The following is an 18,004-nucleotide window of genomic DNA, read 5'->3' on the forward strand; positions in this document are numbered from 1 at the left end:
TGCCCAAGGAGCAACGATGGAAAACCTGGACGTGATGGTGCTGCGCACCCTGCGCGACTGGCGGCAGGCGGGCAAGCGCGCGCTGCTGGCCACGGTGGTGCGCACGTGGGGGTCGTCGCCGCGTCCGATCGGCTCCATCATGGCCCTGGCCGAGGACGGCGCCGTCGTCGGCTCCGTCTCCGGCGGCTGCATCGAGGACGACCTGATCTACCGCCACACGCAGGCCTACTCCGGCAAGGAGCCAGGGCACCAGATCCCGTCCGGGCCGCCGTCCTTCGTGAAGTACGGTGTGACGGCCGACGAGGCCCACCGCTTCGGCCTGCCTTGCGGCGGCACGCTGGAACTGCTGCTGGAGTACGACCCCGATCCCGACACGCTGGACCACCTGGTGCGCGGCCTCGAGGCCGGCCGCCTGATGCGCCGCACCGTGCGCCTGGCGGACGGCGCCGTATCGCTGGAGGAGGCCGCGGCGCCCGAGGAGCTGAGCCTCGCGGGCGGCGTGCTGGTGAACACCTTCGGGCCCGAGTACCGCATGCTGCTGATCGGCGCGGGCCAGCTCACGGAGTACCTCGCGACGATGGCGCTCTTCAGCGGCTTCGCGGTGACGGTGTGCGACCCGCGCGAGGAATACCGCGGCGCGTGGAGCGTGGCCGGTGCGCAGGTCGTCGGCGACATGCCCGATGACGTGGTGCTGGCCTTCCGCGCCGACCGGCGCAGCTGCGTGATCGCGCTCACGCACGACCCCAAGCTCGACGACCTCGCGTTGATGGAGGCGCTGAAGACGGATGCCTTCTACGTCGGCGCGATCGGCAGCCGCCGCAACAACGAGGCGCGGCACGAGCGCATGGTGGAACACTTCGCCGTGTCCGCCGCCGACCTGCAGCGCCTGCGCGGGCCCATCGGCATCTACATCGGCAGCAAGACGCCCGCGGAGATCGCCGTGAGCATCATGGCGGAAGTGCTCGCCGTGAAGAACGGCGTGACGCTGCCGCGGGACATGGAAGTCGCGCAGGCGAAGAACCTGCGTGCGGTGCAGGCCAACGACCCGGGCGCGCTGGTGTGCGGCGTGGCGGGCGCGCGCTGATCGCGATCAGAAGATCAGCTTGCCCAGGCCGAGCACGACGAGCAGCCCGATGAGGAAGATGATGCCGATGATCCAGCCGATGATTCGCACGGGGTACCTCCAGTTTTCCTGCAGGCAGTGTGTGGCCTGCGGGACGCGCCCCCGGTAGGTGAGCAACGGCGGCTGGCGTAGGAGGCGCTACAACGGGCGCTTGAAGTCGTCGTTGGACAGGCCCAGGCGCTTCATGCGGTCGTAGAGCGTCTTCTTCGGCAGCCGCAGCAGCTCGCTCGCCGCGGTCGCGCGGCCGCCGCTCGCGGCGAGGGCTTCCTCGATCAGGTGCCGCTCGAACTGCGCGACCTGCTCGTCGAGCGAGCGGCCGGCCCCCGCGTCCGGGCGTGCCAGTTCCGAAATCCCCAGCACGCGGCGCTCGGCGACGTTGCGAAGTTCGCGCACGTTGCCGGGCCAGGAATGCGCCATCAGGCCTTGCAGCTCCTCGGCCCCGACGTCGGGCACCGGCCGTTCGTGGCGCAGCGCCGCCTGCGTGAGGAAGTGGGCGAACAGCAGGGGGATGTCCTCGCGCCGCTCGCGCAGCGGCGGGACCTCCAGCGGGACGACGCTCAGGCGGTAGTAGAGGTCGCTGCGGAAGGCCTGCTCGCGCGACTGCTGCAGCAGGTCCGCCTTGGTGGCGGCAATGACGCGGCAGTCCATGGGCAGCAGGTCGTTGGAGCCCAGGCGCTCGAACTGCCGTTCCTGCAGCGTGCGCAGCAGCTTGACCTGCAGGTTCATCGGCATGGTCTCGATCTCGTCGAGGAACAGCGAGCCGCCGGTGGCGAGCTCGATCTTGCCGACCCGCCGCTTCGCGGCCCCGGTGAACGCACCCATCTCGTGGCCGAAGACTTCGCTTTCGAACAGCGACTCGGGCATGCCGCCGCAGTTGATGGCGACGAAGTGGCCATTGCGGCGCCGGCTGTGGTCGTGCAGGCAGCGCGCCACCAGCTCCTTGCCGGTGCCGGTCTCGCCCAGGATCAGGACGTCCGCGCCGGTATCGGCCACGTCCAGGATCAGGCGGCGCAGGCGGGCGATGGCGGGCGACCTGCCGATCAGGCGCGCGTCGATCGACTGGTAGCCCTCCAGCTTGCGCCGCAGCGTCTCCACTTCGAGACTGAGCATGCGCTTCTCGATCGCGCGCCGCACCACGTCGGTCAGCTGCTCGGGCGAGAAGGGCTTCTCGATGAAGTCGTAGGCGCCCCGGCGCATGGCCTGCACCGCCATGGAGATGTCGCCGTGGCCGGTGACCAGGATGACCGGCAGCGCGGGATCGATGGCGTGCACCTTCTCCAGCAGTTGCATGCCGTCCATGCCGGGCAGGCGCACGTCGGTGACCAGGACGTGGCAGGCGCCGGGCGTGACCTGCCCGAGCACCTGTTCGGCCGCGCCGAAGCCGCGCACCTGCAGGCCGGCGAGCTGCAGCGCCTGGGTAGCGCCCAGGCGCACGGCGGGATCATCCTCCACGAAGAGGATGGTGCATGCATCAGACATCTTGGGTGAGCGGTTCGGTGGCGGGCAGCGTCGTGGCCGCCTTGAGCTGGATGGAGAAGAGGGCGCCGCCGAGGGGGCTGCGGCCGGCGCGCAGGGTGCCGCCGAAATCGCGCACGATGCCGGCGGAGATCGCGAGTCCCAGGCCCAGGCCTTCGCCCTGGTCCTTGGTGGTGAAGAAGGGTTCGAACAGGCGCGGCATCACTTCCGGCGGCAGGCCCGGCCCGCTGTCGTGCACTTCCAGCATGACGGCTTCTCCGCACGCGGAAGCGACGATGCGCACGCGGCGCTCGCCGCCGGCCTTCAGCGCGTCGAGCGCGTTGGCGAGGAGGTTCACGAGCACCTGCTCCAGGCGGTTGCCTTCGCACCAGGCCCGCAGGCCGTCGGGCACGACGCGTTCGAGCTGCACCCGTTCGTTGCGCATGCGTTGCTGCAGCAGCGACAGGGCGTCGTCGACGACGGCGTCGACCGGCACGGCATCGAGGCGGGCGCCGGACTTGCGCGCGAACTTCTTCAGCTGCGCGGTGATCTTGCCCATGTGGTCGGTGACGTGGCAGATGGTGCGCAGGTTGGAGACCGCCTCGTCCTGCTGCCCGCGTTCGAGGAACACGATGGTGTTCGCCGACAGCGTGCGCAGCGCCGCGAGCGGCTGGTTCAGTTCGTGCGTGATGCCGGCGGACATCTGTCCCAGCACGGCCATCTTGCCGGTTTGCACCAGGTCTTCCAGCGTCGCCTGCAGCAGTTCCTCGGCGCGCCTGCGCTCCGCGATCTCGCTTTGCAGCGCCTCGGTGCGCTGCTGCACCTTCTGTTCCAGCTCGTCGTGGGCGCGCTGCAGCGCTTCACGCGAGGCCAGGCTGTCCAGCATGCTGCGCCGGCGCTGCTGCACGTAGAGCGCCAGCAGCAGCAGGAAGGCGAGCGCGAAGGCGGTGACCGTGGCGCTGGTCTGCGCCACCGAGCGTGCCGGCCGCAGGTCCGACAGCACCACCAGCGTCCAGTCGGTGCCCGCGACGCTGCGCGTGTGGAAGAGGTACTCGGGAGCCAGCAGCCCGCCTGCCTCGGGCCCGCCCAGGCGCACCGCGCGGCCACCATCGGGCAGCATCCGCGTCTCGGTCAGTCCCACCGGCTGCAGCACGCCCGCCTCGGCGTACTGGCGGGTGGCCTGCAGCTTGCCCTTGGTCTCTTCCGACAGGTCTCCGAGGGTGCGGAACTTCCAGGCGGGCTCGGACGACAGGAACACGACGCCGTTGCCGTCGGACACGATGATCTTCTCGGCGGCATGCGACCAGGTTTCGTCGAGCTTGTCGAGGTTCACCTTCACCGCCGCCACGCCGACGACGGCATCGCCGTCGCGGATGGCCCAGGAGAAGTAGTAGCCCGGCTCGCGGCTGACGGTGCCGATGCCGTAGAAGCGGCCGGCCAGGCCCCGCACCGCGTCCTGGAAGTAGGGCCGGTACGAGAAGTTCATGTCGACGAAGCTCGCCGGCTGGTTCCAGTTGCTGGCGGCGAGCGTCAGGCCCGCGGTGTCCATCACGTACACCGCCGACGCCCCGGCGTGTTCACCCACCGTCTCCAGGTACCGGTTGACCTGTTCGCGCAGGGTGGTGCTGCGCGGCGTGCGCAGCAGCCGGATCACGTCCTGGTTCAGGGCCAGGACGGGAGGGAGGTATTCGTAGCGGCTCAGCTCGCTGCGCAGGCTGGCCGCATAGAGGTCGAGGCGGTGCGCGCTGGCCGCGCGCACCGATCGGAGCGCCGCCCGCTCCCCGAGGTGGTAGGCAGCGGCCACTCCCGCCAGCACGGTGGCCAGCGCGAAGAGGCCGGCGGCCCAGCGGCGCAGGCGCGCCGTCAGGACCATGGCCCACGCGCCGCTTCAGTCGGCATACACCCCCGCGGCCTTGATGACCGGGCTCCACTTCCGGATCTCCGCGTCCACGTGCGCGCGCAGCGACTCGGGCTTCGCGCGCGCCGGGGGCACGGCCTCGGCACCGAGTTCGGCCATCTTGGCGCGGAAGCCCGGATCGGCCACCGCGGCCTGCAGCGCGGCGGACAGCTTGTCGACGACCGCCTTCGGCGTGCCCTTGGGCGCGTACATGGCGTGCCAGATCTTCACTTCGATGCCGGGCAGGCCCTGTTCGGCCGCGGTCGGGATGTCCTTGAAGGCCTCGATGCGCTTCGACTGCATCGCGGCATACGACTGGATCGCGCCGGACTTGACCTGCCCCGCGACGTTGGTCGTCTGGTCGCACATCAGGTTCACCTGGCCGCCCATCAGGTCGGTCAGGGCCGGCGCGGTGCCCTTGTACGGCACCGTCACCAGTTCCTGCTGGATCGCGCTCTGGAACAGCAGGCCACACAGGTGCGAAGCCGAGCCCACGCCGGCATTCGCCAGCGAGATCGACTTGGCGTTGGCCTTGATGTAGGGCAGCAGCTCCTTGAAGTTCTTCGCGGGCAGCGCCTTGGATCCCAGCAGCACCATGGGCACGTCGGCGATCTCGCCCACCATCTCCAGGTCCTTCAGCGGGTCGAAGCCGAGGTTGCGATACAGGGACGGCGCCGTGGCCATGCCGATGTGGTGGATCAGGATGGTGTAGCCGTCGTTGCGGGCCTGGACCACCTTGCGGGCGCCGATCGTGCCGCCGGCGCCGCCGGAGTTGTCGACGACGATGGTGGTGTTCAGCTGCTTGCCCATGATCTGCGCGATCTCGCGCGCGACCTTGTCGGTGGGACCGCCGGCCGCGAACGGCACGACGGCGGTGATGGGCTTGCCCGCGGGGAAATCCTGGGCGCCGGCGGCGGCGGCGAGGGTGGCCAGGGACAGCGCGAGGGCTGCCTTCTTGAACAACGACTTCATGGTACTTCCGTCTGGATGGTAATGAAAAAAAGGAGGCCGGCCCCGACGGGCCGGCTCCGCGGGACCCGGGCTCAGGGCCTGGTGATGTCGAACACGAGGTTGGCGGACGCCGGGCCGAAGGACAGCCAGGTGCCGGCCAGCGGCTGCTGGCCCACGCCCGGCTTGCTCCAGTCGCACACGCCGGCCGGGAAGGCGGCCTGCAGGCGCGTCCACTCGGCGGGCGTGAAGGCCACCGTGTAGTCGGCCGCGTCCACGGGCTTCAGCTGGCACTTCACGACGTCATCGGCCAGCGGGCCGCCCGCCACCATGCGCGGCGTGCGCCCGGAGGGGAAGCTCGTGTTGCAGGTGGAGGCGCCGAAGGCCGTCTGCACTTCCTCGGTCTTCGTCGTGCCGACCCAGCAGGCGTCCTTCAGGTCGGCCGGCCGGGCGGCCGCGACCTTCTCGGCGCGCGTGCGGCCCGCGGTGGTGTCGGTGAGCACGCCCATCAGCCACGCGTCCATTGCCGCCAGCGGCTCGGGCGCCGCGATGATGCCGCCCTGCGACAGGATCACGTGGTTGTCGACGTTGCCGTTGGCCTTGAGCAGGCGCTCGCGCAGCGAGAACGAGTGCACGCGCATGTGCAGGTTGGTGCTGCCGTCGACGTAGTTGCGCCGCTCGATCACGGGAGTGGCCGCCAGGCCGCCGCCGCCGTTCAGGATGCGGCCCGACTTGTAGCCGCGCTCGATGGCGGGCAGGTCACCCTCCGTGCGCGCGGCCTGCGGCTGGAAGTCGCGGTCGAGGCCGCCGACCTGCTCGTTGAGCGTGAGGAACTGGTCCACGGTGATGGCGCCGTCGTTCAGGGCCTTCAGCCCGTACTGCACGCCCGTGTTGTCCAGCGGTCGCAGCGCATGGCCTTCGGCATTCACGCCCCACACGTTCTTCGCCGCGTCGAACGGCGTCGCGCGCACGCCCGAACGGTTGTTCACGGGGTCGTAGCGGTCCGCCACCGGCAGCGCCGCCGGATAGTTCGCCGCCAGCAGCGGGTCCATCCGGTTCGCTTCGGTGCTGTGTCCGGCCACGTTGCCGATGGTGCGGAAGCCGGTCACCGCCAGCCGCTGCGCCGTGGTCCACGCGGCGGCATTGGCGTTGAAGAAGTTGTTCAGCAGGCGCGCGTCGAACAGCTTCATCAGCAGGCCGGTGGTCGTGTCGGGCAGCGTCTGCGTGGTGATCACGCCGTCGAACAGGCCGGGGTAGTTGTCCGCGACCTGCAGCGGCTGCGCGCCGTCGCCGGTGGTGTTGGCGAAGCCCACGGTGTAGGTGGGCTGTCCGTACGACTTGGCGAACTGCTCCTTCACCGCCATCACCGATTCGGCGGCCAGGACGTCGTTGCAGTTGAACGCGGCGTTGTTGAGGGTGGACGACACCGCCGCATACCCCTGCGCCATGTAGTCGGGGTTGATCAGGGTGATGAAGTCGTTACCCTGCTGGTTGCCGCTGGCGCCGCAGCCGCCCATGGTGGTGTAGACCAGCTTGCCGTTCCAGCCGGCGGGCCGCGAAGCCGGGCTGGGGACCGGCTCGTTCAGCGCGTCGTGCAGGATGGCCGACTGGTACACCGTGCGGTTCACCGTGCCGCTTTCCAGCCGCACCAGGAAGGGCACCTGCTTGCCGTTGACCGTCACGTAGGCCATGTTGGCCGGGTACGCGGTGGCTGTCGCGGGATTGAAGCCGGTGTTGCCGCCGCTCGTGTTGCGGTAGAAGTAGGACACCAGCGTGCGGCCGGAGCACTTGCCGTCTTCCAGCGACACGATGGTGCCGCCGCCCAGGCGCGTGAAGCTGCCGAAGCCGCACACGAAGGGCTCCATGTGCGGGCCGGAGAACACGGGACCCGTGCGCGGGTAGCCGGTCAGCGCCAGCTTCGTGCTGTAGGCGCCGTAGGTGGCGACGACCTCGTTGGCGCCCTCGCGCAGGCCTTCGACGTTGCCGAGGAAGAAGCCCGTGGCTGCATCGGCGCGGAACAGGTGGCTGACGTCGGCGCCGTTGGCGGTGACGCGCAGGCGCGCGTCGGCGTCGAACTTCAGCAACTCCAGTTGCACCAGTGCGGTCGTGCCCATGACGCGGTCGGCGGGCGACGACAGGAGGGACAACTTCACCGTGGGTTCCGCATTCGGCGTGGGCGTCTCCGGCTGCGGCGCGGGCAGGCCGGGGAATTCCGGTGCCGCGGGCGGCGGAGCGGTCACGACGTCGGTGCCACCACCGCCGCCGCCGCCGCAGGCGGCGAGCGTGAGGGACAGCAGGACCGCGAGGCCGCTGCCGGCGCGGAGCTTGTTCTTGTGCTGGTTCATGTCTTCTTGTCTCCTGGCGCTCACTGCTTGGTGATGTCGAACAGCAGGTTGGTCGGCGAGGGGCCGAAGGACTGCCACGGCTTGCTGGGTTGCTGGCTCACGCCGGGCTTGCTCCAGTCGCACACCCCGTCGGGGAAGGTCAGCTGCAGCGAGATCCACTGGGCCGGCGTGAAGGCGATGCCGGGGTAGTCGGCGGCGTTCAGCGGCTTGAGCTGGCACTTGGCGATGTCGTCGGAGAGCGGGCCGCCGGCGGCCATGCGCGGCGTGGTGCCGGCGGGGTACTGCGCGCTGCAGGCGGGGCCCGCGTTGGCGACCTGCGTCTCGGCCACGAAGGTGTTGTTGATCAGGCAGCCGTCCACCAGGGTCTTCGGACGGTTCGCCACCACCTTCTGCGCCAGCGTGCGGCCGCTCGTGTCGGTCTTCACCGCGGTCAGCCAGGCGTCCATGGCCGCCGTGGTGTCCACGCCGGCACCGCCGCCGTCGGAGGTGAGGATCACGTGGTTGTCGACGTGGCCGTTGGCCTTGCGCAGGCGCTCGCGCACCGAGAACGAGTGGATCTTGGTGTGGATGTCGCCGCCGGTGGCGTCGTCGTTGTAGTCACGCCGGTCGATGATCGGCATGGAGGCCAGGCCGCCGCCGCCCCACACGATGCGGCCGGACTGGTAGGCGCGCGCCAGCACCGCGGGGTCGGCGGCCGTGCGCGTGGACTGCGGCTGCAGGTCGAGGTCGAGCCCGCCGATCTTCTGGTTCAGGTCGACGAACTGCGCCGGCGTGATCACCTTGTCCAGCAGCGCCTTCAGGCCGTACTGGATGCCCACGTTGTCGATGGGACGCAGCGCATGGCCTTCCGACGTTGTGCCGTAGACGTTCTTCGTGGCGTCGTACACCGAGGCCCGCGCGCCGCCGCGGTTGGTGGCGGGGTGGTAGCGGAAGGTGGGACCCACGCCCGCGACCACGCCGGCCGGGAAGGACACGGTGGGGTCGATGCGACCGGCCTGGCCGCTCATGTTGGAGATGTTGGCGATCTGCAGGTAGCCCGAGATGGCCTGCTTCTGCGCCACGGTGTAGCCGCCGTTGCCGGCGAAGTAGTTGTTCAGCAGGCGCGAGTCGAACTGCTTGAACAGCGTCGACGAGTTCACGTCGGCGAACACCTGGCTGATGATGATGCCGTCGAACAGGCCGGGGTAGTTGTCGCCGGTCTGGTTGGACTGGTAGGCGCCACCGGATCCGCCGGTGCCGATGGTGAACAGCGGCGCGCCGTAGTTCTCGACGAAGCGCTCCTTGACCATCATGATGGTCTCGGACGACAGCAGGTCGTTGCAGTTGTTGCCCATCACGTTGAGCGTGGAGCTCGCCACCGCAAAGCCCCGGCTCAGGTAGCCGTCGCTCATCACGCCGCCGGTCGAGGCGCCCTGCTGCATCCAGCCGCCCTGGCAGCCGCCGCCCAGCGTGTAGAACAGCTTGCCGTTCCAGCCGGCGGACTTCTTCGTCGGCGTCGGCGCCGGCTCGTTCAGCACGTCGTGCAGGATCGCGGTCTGGTAGATCGCGCGGTTGATCGTGCCCGTCTCGAGGCGCACGACGTAGGGCACGGCCTTGCCGTCCACGGTGATCGTTCGCAGGTCGGCAGGATAGGCAGACAGCGCCGACGGGTTGGGCAGGTGCACGTAGGCGTTGGCCGTCGTGCGGTAGAAGTAGTCGACGCGCGTCTCGACGCCGCAGTTCGGGTCGCCCGGGATGGGAGCGAGGGCGGGCGCGCCGTTGCCGACGTTGAAGTTGGTGGTGCAGAGGAAGGGCAGCTGGTGCGGCCCGGAGATCACGGGGCCGGTGATCGCGTAGCCGGTGAGCGCGAGCTTCACGCTCTCGCCGCCGTAGGTGGCCGTGATCTCGTTGGCGCCCGGCTGCAGGTTGCCGACCTTGCCGACCAGCTTGCCGTCGGCGTCGGCGGTGAAGGCCGACGTCACGTCGGTGCCGTTCGCCAGCACGGTGACGGAGGCATCCGGCGTGCTGCGCACGATCTCCACCTGCACCAGCGCGTCGGGGCCGGTGACCTTGTCGGCCTGCGAGGACAGCACGGCCAGCTTGAGGGCGGCGCCGCCGGGTTGCTGCGGCGTCTCGGCGGGCGGTGCTTCGGGCGGCGTGACGGCCGCGTCGCCGCCGCCACCGCCGCCTCCGCCTCCGCATGCTGCGACCAGCAGTGCGGCACCGGCGGCCACGCTGGCCTGCGCGAAACGCGCGCGCCATGCGCGAGTAGGTCTTGCTTTCATCGTGCTTGTCTCCTTGTTCGTGTGCGGGTGAAGGGCGCGGCCCAAATAGCAACGCCCGTGCCATTGGCACGGGCGAGCGCAAGTGCTTGATGTGTAAGGAGCGGGAAACGGGGCGTGCGGGTTAACCCGGGCGCTGCGGGATGGGAATCCGCACGCCGCGTAAGGCGTCGCGGACGGAAACCTGCACGCGGTGGCAGATCGGGTCAGGAGCGGTGGAACGCGTGCGCCATGGAAAAAGGGCCGCTGCGCGGCCCTTCCCGTGGAAGCCCGGTCCCCGCTCCGCGGGGGATGACGGATCTAGAGCTTCCGATACGCGTCCACCAGCTGCTGCCCTTCCGGCCCGGCCTTCTCCAGCCACTCCTTCAGCATCTGGTCGCCGACTTTCTTCATGTCGGCCTTCAGCTGCGCGGACGGCTGCAGGATCTGCATGCCGTTGGCCTTCAGCTTCTCCAGCACTTCGCCGTTGGCCTTCCTGCTGTTCGCCCAGCCACGCGTCTCGGCCTCCGCGGCGGCCTTGAGCAGTGCGTCCTGCGTCGGCTTGTCCAGGGCCTGGAAGGCGGCGCGGTTCACGATCACCGCGTTCTTCGGCAGCCAGGCCTGCGTGTCGTACCAGTTCTTGATGTGCTCGTAGGTCTTGGTGTCGTAGCCGGTCGCGCCGGAAGACATGTACGAGTCGATCACGCCCGTGGCCATGGCCTGCGACAGTTCCGCGGCCTGCACCGTCACCGGCTGCGCGCCCACGAGTTCGGCGATGCGCGCCGTCGCGGGGCTGTAGGCGCGCCACTTGAGGCCCTTCATGTCGGCGGCCGAGTTCAGCTGGCGCTTCGTGTAGATGCCTTGCGGCGGCCAGGCCACCGCGTACAGCACCATCATGCCCTGCTCGTTGAGCTTCTTCTCCAGCATCGGCTTCTGCGCGCGCCACAGCTTCGCGGCCGTGTCGTAGCTGTCCGCGAGGAAGGGGATGCCGTCGGCGCCGAAGAGCGGCCACTCGTTCTGGAAGTTCACCAGCAGGATCTCGCCGATCTGCGCCTGGCCGCCCTGCACGGCGCGCTTGATCTCCGGCGCCTTGAACAGCGACGCGTTCGCGTGGACCTGGATCTTCAGCTTGCCGTTGGTGGCCTTCTCGACGTCCTTCGCGAACAACTCGAGGTTCTCCGTGTGGAAGTTGCCGGCAGGGTAGGCGGCAGGCAGGTCCCACTTGGTCTGCGCGGAAGCGGAGCCGGCCAGCGCCAGCGCGGCCGCGGCCAGGGCGAACTTGAATTTCATGGAAAAAACTCCGGAAGGATGAGTTTGCTTGGCGAGGCGAGCGTACCTGCAATTCCCGGACCAGCCGATGCGGTCTTACCCGGGGCGCACGCGGGCAAGCTGCCTTGTCCGACGCACCGCGGGCGCGCGCCTTGCTACAGTGGACCGATGCCTGAACAGGTGCTCGAACTACCCACCGCCTGGGGCCGCCTGGCCGGCAGCCTGCTGCTGCCGGAAGGCGCCGGGCCGTGGCCGGCCGTGCTCCTGATCGCGGGCTCGGGGCCGACGGACCGCGACGGCAACACGCCGCTGCTGCCGGCGCCCCTGGACAACCTCAAGCGGCTGGCGCAGGGCCTCGCTGCGCGCGGGATCGCGAGCCTGCGCTACGACAAGCGCGGGGTGGGCGGGAGCATCTGCCCCGGCCTCAGCGAGAAGGCGCTGCGCTTCGAGCACCTCGTGGACGATGCCGGGCTGGCGGCGCGGTGGCTCGCACAGCACGAGCGCGTCGGCCGCGTGAGCCTCGTCGGCCACAGCGAAGGCGCGTTGATTGCCGCGCTGGCCGCCGGCGCAGCCGATGCGCAGGCCGTGGTCTCGATCGCGGGCGCGGGTTGCCGCGCTTCCACGCTGATGCGACGGCAGATCGAAGGCAACCTGCCGCCCGACCTGGCCGCTCCGGCGGTGGAGGCCTTGTCCTCGCTCGAAGCGGGGCAGCCGGTCGAGGACGTGCCGGATGCCCTGTTCCTGCTGTTCCGCCCCAGCGTGCAGCCTTACCTGATCTCCTGGTTCCGGCACGATCCGGCGGAGGTCTTGAGCGAGCTGGAAGTACCCGTGCTGCTGGTGCACGGCGCCGCGGACCCGCAGGTGGGGCCAGAGCATGCGCTCGCGCTGCATGCGGCGCGGCCGGATGCGCGCCTGAAGATCGTGGAAGGGATGGACCACCTGTTGTCCCTCAAGGGGGACATCCCGGCGGGGACCCACGTGGTCGCGGGGGAGGTGGCTGCGTGGTTGCAGGGACTGGATGTGAGGCTGGCGGCGTAGCGCTTGCGCGCATCGGTGGGGTTCGCTTCGCTCACCTTCCGCGGCTTGCGCCGCGCCACCCTACATCATGCGCCGATGTAGGGTGGTGGTGAGCCAGCGAAGCGGCGAACCCCACCGAAGGGCGCTCACATCCTCGCCGGCAACCACGTCGCGATCTGCGGCACGAACCACAGCAGCAGCACCATCGCGCACATCAGGAAGAAGAAGGGCGCCGTCACCCGCGCGATCCAGGTGATCTCCTTGCCCGTCATCCCCTGCAGCACGAAGAGGTTGAAGCCCACCGGCGGCGTGATCTGCGCCATCTCCACGACGATCACGATGAAGATGCCGAACCACACGAGGTCGAAGCCCGCGGCCTGCACGGTGGGCAGGATCACGCCCATCGTGAGCACCACCATCGAGATGCCGTCCAGGAAGCATCCGAGGATGATGTAGAAGATCGACAGCGCGATCATCAGCATGAACGGCGACAGCCCCAGGCCCCGCACGAACTCCGCCAGGTGCCGCGGCAGGCCGATGTAGCCCATGGCCAGCGTCAGGAAGGCGGCGCCCGCGAGGATCAGCGCGATCATGCAGTACAGGCGCGTGGCGCCCATCAGCGATTCGCGGAAGGTGCCCCAGTTCAGGGAGCCTTGCAGCGCCGAGAGCACCAGCGCGCCCACGACGCCCACTGCCGCGGCCTCGGTCGCCGTCGCGACGCCGGTGTAGATCGAGCCGAGCACCGCGCCGATCAGCAGCACCACGGGAATGAGGTGCCGCGACTCGTGCAGCTTCTGCGTGAAGGTGAGCACCTGGTCCGGCACCGGCACGCGCTGCTTGTTCACCGCCGCCCAGACGGCGAGGTAGCCGGAGAAGAGCGCTGCCAGCAGGATGCCCGGGATGATGCCCGCCACGAACAGCTTGGCGATGGACACGTCCGCCGTCACGCCGTAGACGATCATGATGATCGAGGGCGGGATCAGCAGGCCCAGCGTGCCGGCGCCCGCGAGCGAGCCGATGGTGATGTCTTCCGGGTAGCCGCGCTTGCCCAGTTCCGGCAGCGTCATCTTGCCGATGGTGGCGCAGGTGGCGGCGGACGATCCGGAGACCGCCGCGAAGATGGTGCAGCCGATCACGTTGGTGTGCAGCAGCCGCCCCGGCAGGCGAGAGACCCACGGCGCCAGGCCGCGGAACATGCTCTCGCTCAGCTTCGTCCGGAACAGGATCTCCCCCATCCAGATGAAGAGCGGCAGCGCGGTGAGCGTCCAGCTCGAGGCCGAGCCCCAGACGGTGACCGCCATCGCGTCGCCCGCGGGGCGCGAGGAGAAGAGCTGCATGCCGATCCAGGCGACGCCGGCGAGCGTGAGGCCGATCCAGACGCCGCTGCCCAGGAGCAGGAACAGCGAGACGATCAGCAGCGTGGTGACGGCGATGTCATTCATTGTGCAGGGCCTCTTCGCTTTCGACCGACTTGCGCTGGCCCCGCAGTTCCAGCACCCATTCGTCGACGAGCGCGACGAGCAGCACCAGCGTGCCGACCGCCATCGCGAGCTGCGGGATCCACAGCGGCGTGGCGTCGTTGCTGGTGGAGATGTCGTTGATGGAGCGCGAGACCCAGGCCAGGCGCACGGAGTAGAAGGCGAACAGCGCCGCGAGCAGCACGCCCGCGCTCAGCGCCCAGATCTCGAGGCCGCGCCGCGCGCCGCCCTTGAGGCGCCCCAGCAGCAGCGTCACCCGGATGTGCTCGTTGCGCTTCAGGGTGTGCGCCAGCGCGAGGAAGCCGGCGGCCGCCATGGCGTAGCCCGCGTAGGCATCGGTGCCCGGCACGTGGAAGCCGACCTGCCGGCTCACGATGGACAGCAGCACCATCGCCAGCACACCGACCATGGCCAGCGCCGCCAGCCAGGCGGCGCCGTCATACAGGAAGTCCAGCAAGCGTCGCATTGTTCGTCAGGTTGTTGTCCAGCCGAGTTTAGGGGCTAGGGATTAGGGACTAGGGGTTAGGGAGGCACGGCCATGCCCGAGTTATCCCTAGCCCCTAACCCCTACTCCCTAGCCCCTATCCCCATAATCACTCCATGAGTTCCCAACCCAAATGGCAGTTCTGGATCGATCGTGGCGGCACCTTCACGGACGTCGTGGGGCGGCGGCCGGACGGCACGCTGGTGACGCACAAGCTGCTCTCCGAGAACCCGGAGCAGTACCGCGACGCGGCCGTCGCGGGCATCCGCCACCTCCTGGGCCTCGCGCCCGGACAGCCGATCACCGCGGACGTGGTCGAAGCCGTGAAGATGGGGACCACGGTCGCCACCAACGCGCTGCTCGAACGCAAGGGCGAACCCACGCTGCTGGTGACGACGAAAGGCTTCAGGGACGCGCTGCGCATCGCGTACCAGAACCGCCCGCGCCTGTTCGACCGCCACATCGTGCTGCCGGAGCTCCTGTACCGGGAAGTGATCGAGGCGAAGGAGCGGGTCGGCGCGCACGGCGACGTCGTGCAAGAACTGGACCAGCAGCACCTGCGCGAGGCGCTGCAGGCCGCGCACGCCCGCGGGCTGCGCAGCGTGGCGATCGTCTTCGTGCACGGCTATCGCTACACGGCGCATGAACAGGCGGCGCGCGACATCGCGCGCGAGGTCGGTTTCGCGCAGGTGAGCGCCTCGCACGAGACCAGCCCGATGATGAAGCTGGTGAGCCGCGGCGACACGACGGTCGTCGACGCCTACCTCTCGCCCATCCTGCGCCGCTACGTGGAGCAGGTCGCCGGCGAGATGCCGGGCGTGAAGGTCTTCTTCATGCAGTCTTCGGGCGGCCTCACCGACGCCCACACCTTCCAGGGCAAGGACGCGATCCTGTCCGGTCCGGCCGGCGGCATCGTCGGCATGGCGCGGACCGCGCAGCTCGGTGGGCACGACAAGGTGATCGGCTTCGACATGGGCGGCACGTCGACGGACGTCTCGCACTTCGCCGGCGAGTTCGAGCGCGAGTTCGAGACGCAGGTGGCGGGCGTGCGCATGCGCGCACCGATGATGAGCATCCACACCGTCGCGGCCGGCGGCGGCTCCATCCTCGAGTTCGATGGTGCGCGCTTCCGCGTCGGGCCCCAGAGCGCCGGCGCGAACCCCGGGCCCGCGAGCTACCGGCGCGGCGGGCCGCTCGCCGTGACCGATGCGAACGTGATGGTCGGCAAGATCCAGCCCAAGTACTTCCCCAAGGTCTTCGGTCCCCGCGCGGACGAAGCCCTGAGCCAGGAGGCGGTGGCCGGCAAGTTCGGCGAGCTCGCCGCGCGAACGGGGCGCAGCGCGGAAGAAGTGGCCGAGGGTTTCATCGCGATCGCCGTGCAGCAGATGGCCAACGCGATCAAGAAGATCTCGGTGGCGCGCGGCTACGACGTGACGCGCTACACGCTGCAATGCTTCGGCGGCGCGGGCGGCCAGCACGCATGCCTGGTGGCCGATGCGCTGGGCATGTCGCGCGTCTTCATCCACCCGCTGGCCGGCGTGCTCTCCGCCTACGGCATGGGGCTGGCGGACCAGAACGTGATCCGCGAACGGGCGGTGGAGGCGCTGCTGTCGCCGGAACAGCTGCCCGCGATCGCGGCGCAGCTCGACGAACTCGCGGCTGCCGCGCAAGGCGAGCTGCAGCGCCAGCAAGTGAGCGCGGGCGCGGTGCAGGTGCGCCGGCGCGTGCACGTGCGCTACCAGGGCAGCGACTCGGCGCTGGTGGTGCCTTTCGGCACGCAGCAGGAGATCGTCGACGGTTTCGAGGCGGCCTACCGCCAGCGCTTCTCGTTCCTGATGCCGGGCAAGCCGATGATCGTGGAAGCCGTGTCGGTGGAAGCGATCGTCGCGGGCGACGCGCCGGCGGAGCCGACGCTCACGGAACACCCGCAGCGCGAGGTGCCCCGCCGCGAGACCGTCCGCATGTACTCGGGCGCGCAATGGCATGAGGCGGCTCTTTGCGTGCGAGAGGACCTGCGCGCGGGCGACGTCGTCGACGGGCCGGCGATCATCGCGGAGAAGAACGCGACCACGGTCGTCGAGCCCGGCTGGCGCGCACGCATCACCGCGCTGGACCACATCGTGCTGGATCGCACCTCGCCGCGCGCGGTGAAGTTCGCCGCGGGCACGCAGGTGGACCCGGTGCTGCTGGAGGTGTTCAACAACCTGTTCATGAACATCGCCGAGCAGATGGGGCTGCAGCTGCAGAACACGGCCTACTCGGTGAACATCAAGGAGCGGCTGGACTTCTCCTGCGCGCTCTTCGATGCCGAAGGCAACCTCATCGCCAACGCGCCGCACATGCCCGTGCACCTGGGCAGCATGGGCGAGAGCATCAAGACGGTCATCCACGAGAACCGCGACACGATGCAGCCCGGCGACGTGTACGTGCTGAACGACCCGTACCACGGCGGCACGCACCTGCCGGACATCACGGTGATCACGCCGGTGTACCTGCGCGGGCATGCGAAGCCGCTTTTTTACGTCGGCTCCCGCGGCCACCACGCGGACGTGGGCGGCATCACCCCCGGCTCCATGCCGCCTTTCTCGACGCGCATCGAGGAAGAAGGCGTGGAGATCAACAACTTCAAGCTGGTCGACCGCGGCGTGCTGCGGGAGGCCGAGATGGTGGCGCTGCTGAAGGGGGCGAAACATCCGTCGCGCAATCCCGAGCAGAACATGGGCGACCTCAAGGCGCAGATCGCCGCCAACGAGAAGGGCGTGCAGGAACTGCGCAAGATGGTCGACCAGTTCGGCCTGGACGTCGTGCAGGCGTACATGCGCCACGTGCAGGACAACGCCGAGGAGTCGGTGCGCCGCGTGATCACGCGCCTGAAGGACGGCCAGTTCACGCTGCCGCTGGACAACGGGGCGCAGATCCACGTGGCGATCCGCGTCGATGCCGCCTCACGCTCGGCGGAGATCGACTTCACCGGCACGTCGCCGCAGCAGGTGAACAACTTCAACGCGCCGAAGGCCGTGTGCATGGCGGCGGTGCTGTACGTGTTCCGCACGCTGGTGAGCGACGAGATCCCGCTCAACGCGGGCTGCCTGAAGCCGCTGAAGGTGATCGTTCCCGAAGGCTGCATGCTCAACCCGGACCCGCCGGCCTCGGTGGTGGCGGGCAACGTGGAGACCTCCACGTGCATCACGAATACGCTCTACGGGGCGCTCGGCGTCATGGCGGCGGGGCAGTGCACGATGAACAACTTCACCTTCGGCAACGCGCGCTACCAGTACTACGAGACGATCTCCGGCGGCAGCGGCGCGGGCGGGCTGTACGACGAGCAGGGCGCCTTGTGCGGCGGCTTCGACGGCACGAGCGTCGTGCAGACGCACATGACAAATTCGCGGCTGACGGACCCGGAGGTGCTGGAGTTCCGCTTCCCGGTGCGCCTGGAGAGCTACGAGATCCGCGAAGGCTCGGGTGGCGCCGGTCGCTGGAAGGGGGGCAACGGCGGCGTGCGGCGCGTGCGCTTCCTGGAAGACATGACGGCCAGCATCCTGTCGAACGGCCGCAAGGTGCCGTCGTTCGGCATGGCAGGCGGGCAGCCAGGCCAGGTGGGCATCAACCGCGTGGTGCGGGGAGATGGAAGCGTGCAGGAGCTGGGGCACATCGGGTCGGCGGAGATGAAGCCGGGGGATGTGTTCGAGATCCATACGCCGGGCGGCGGAGGGTTCGGCACCCCATGAAAAAGCGCCGCGATGCG

General features: G+C 69.4%; 12 protein-coding genes. 3 read left to right on the top strand and 9 right to left on the bottom strand.

Going from position 1 to position 18,004, the window contains the following annotated elements:
* The first annotated feature begins 16 nt into the window (after nt 1–16).
* A complete protein-coding gene (locus tag H8N03_RS17870; RefSeq protein WP_187077573.1) occupies nt 17–1,084 on the top strand; it encodes an XdhC family protein in 1,068 nt (355 codons plus the stop codon).
* Between the two features lie 6 nt (nt 1,085–1,090).
* Here H8N03_RS17870 and H8N03_RS17875 read toward each other — a convergent pair whose 3' ends face one another.
* The 7 genes from H8N03_RS17875 to H8N03_RS17905 all read right to left on the bottom strand — a co-directional run bounded on the left by H8N03_RS17875 (nt 1,091) and on the right by H8N03_RS17905 (nt 11,298).
* On the bottom strand, nt 1,091–1,240 hold the full coding sequence (locus tag H8N03_RS17875) for a small membrane protein YohP (RefSeq protein ID WP_187077781.1): 150 nt from the start codon (nt 1,238–1,240) through the stop codon (nt 1,091–1,093).
* 21 nt (nt 1,241–1,261) lie between these two features.
* A complete protein-coding gene (locus tag H8N03_RS17880) occupies nt 1,262–2,602 on the bottom strand; it encodes a sigma-54-dependent transcriptional regulator (protein WP_187077574.1) in 1,341 nt (446 codons plus the stop codon).
* A complete protein-coding gene (locus tag H8N03_RS17885) occupies nt 2,595–4,451 on the bottom strand; it encodes a sensor histidine kinase (RefSeq protein ID WP_187077575.1) in 1,857 nt (618 codons plus the stop codon). The genes H8N03_RS17880 and H8N03_RS17885 overlap by 8 nt, the downstream gene beginning before the upstream one ends.
* Nucleotides 4,452–4,466: 15 nt before the next feature.
* Nucleotides 4,467–5,447, bottom strand: a complete 981-nt coding sequence (locus tag H8N03_RS17890) for a tripartite tricarboxylate transporter substrate-binding protein (RefSeq protein WP_187077576.1) — start codon at nt 5,445–5,447, stop codon at nt 4,467–4,469.
* A 71-nt stretch (nt 5,448–5,518) separates the two neighbouring features.
* A complete protein-coding gene (locus tag H8N03_RS17895; RefSeq protein ID WP_187077577.1) occupies nt 5,519–7,768 on the bottom strand; it encodes a DUF6351 family protein in 2,250 nt (749 codons plus the stop codon).
* A gap of 20 nt (nt 7,769–7,788) precedes the next feature.
* Nucleotides 7,789–10,032 carry a DUF6351 family protein gene (locus tag H8N03_RS17900; RefSeq protein ID WP_222623035.1) on the bottom strand — a complete coding sequence of 748 codons (2,244 nt, stop codon included), beginning with the start codon at nt 10,030–10,032 and terminating at the stop codon, nt 7,789–7,791.
* A 297-nt stretch (nt 10,033–10,329) separates the two neighbouring features.
* A complete protein-coding gene (locus tag H8N03_RS17905) occupies nt 10,330–11,298 on the bottom strand; it encodes a TRAP transporter substrate-binding protein (RefSeq protein WP_187077578.1) in 969 nt (322 codons plus the stop codon).
* Between the two features lie 147 nt (nt 11,299–11,445).
* Between H8N03_RS17905 and H8N03_RS17910 the strand changes: the two genes are divergently transcribed.
* Complete coding sequence (locus H8N03_RS17910) at nt 11,446–12,315, top strand: alpha/beta hydrolase family protein (RefSeq protein WP_187077579.1); 870 nt, start codon at nt 11,446–11,448, stop codon at nt 12,313–12,315.
* A gap of 125 nt (nt 12,316–12,440) precedes the next feature.
* On the opposite strand, the gene H8N03_RS17915 is transcribed toward H8N03_RS17910, so the two are convergent.
* Nucleotides 12,441–13,736: a TRAP transporter large permease gene (locus tag H8N03_RS17915; RefSeq protein WP_187077580.1), complete on the bottom strand. Its 1,296-nt coding sequence runs from the start codon at nt 13,734–13,736 to the stop codon at nt 12,441–12,443.
* The gene (locus H8N03_RS17920; protein WP_187077581.1) at nt 13,729–14,238 is read right to left on the bottom strand and encodes a TRAP transporter small permease; all 510 of its coding nucleotides are present in this window, start codon (nt 14,236–14,238) and stop codon (nt 13,729–13,731) included. Before H8N03_RS17920 ends, H8N03_RS17915 begins: the two co-directional genes overlap by 8 nt.
* 134 nt (nt 14,239–14,372) lie before the next feature.
* Between H8N03_RS17920 and H8N03_RS17925 the strand changes: the two genes are divergently transcribed.
* Complete coding sequence (locus tag H8N03_RS17925) at nt 14,373–17,987, top strand: hydantoinase B/oxoprolinase family protein (protein ID WP_187077582.1); 3,615 nt, start codon at nt 14,373–14,375, stop codon at nt 17,985–17,987.
* Nucleotides 17,988–18,004 lie beyond the last annotated feature (17 nt).

The sequence above is a fragment of the Ramlibacter cellulosilyticus genome, from assembly GCF_014297465.1.
GTDB lineage: Bacteria > Pseudomonadota > Gammaproteobacteria > Burkholderiales > Burkholderiaceae_C > Ramlibacter > Ramlibacter cellulosilyticus.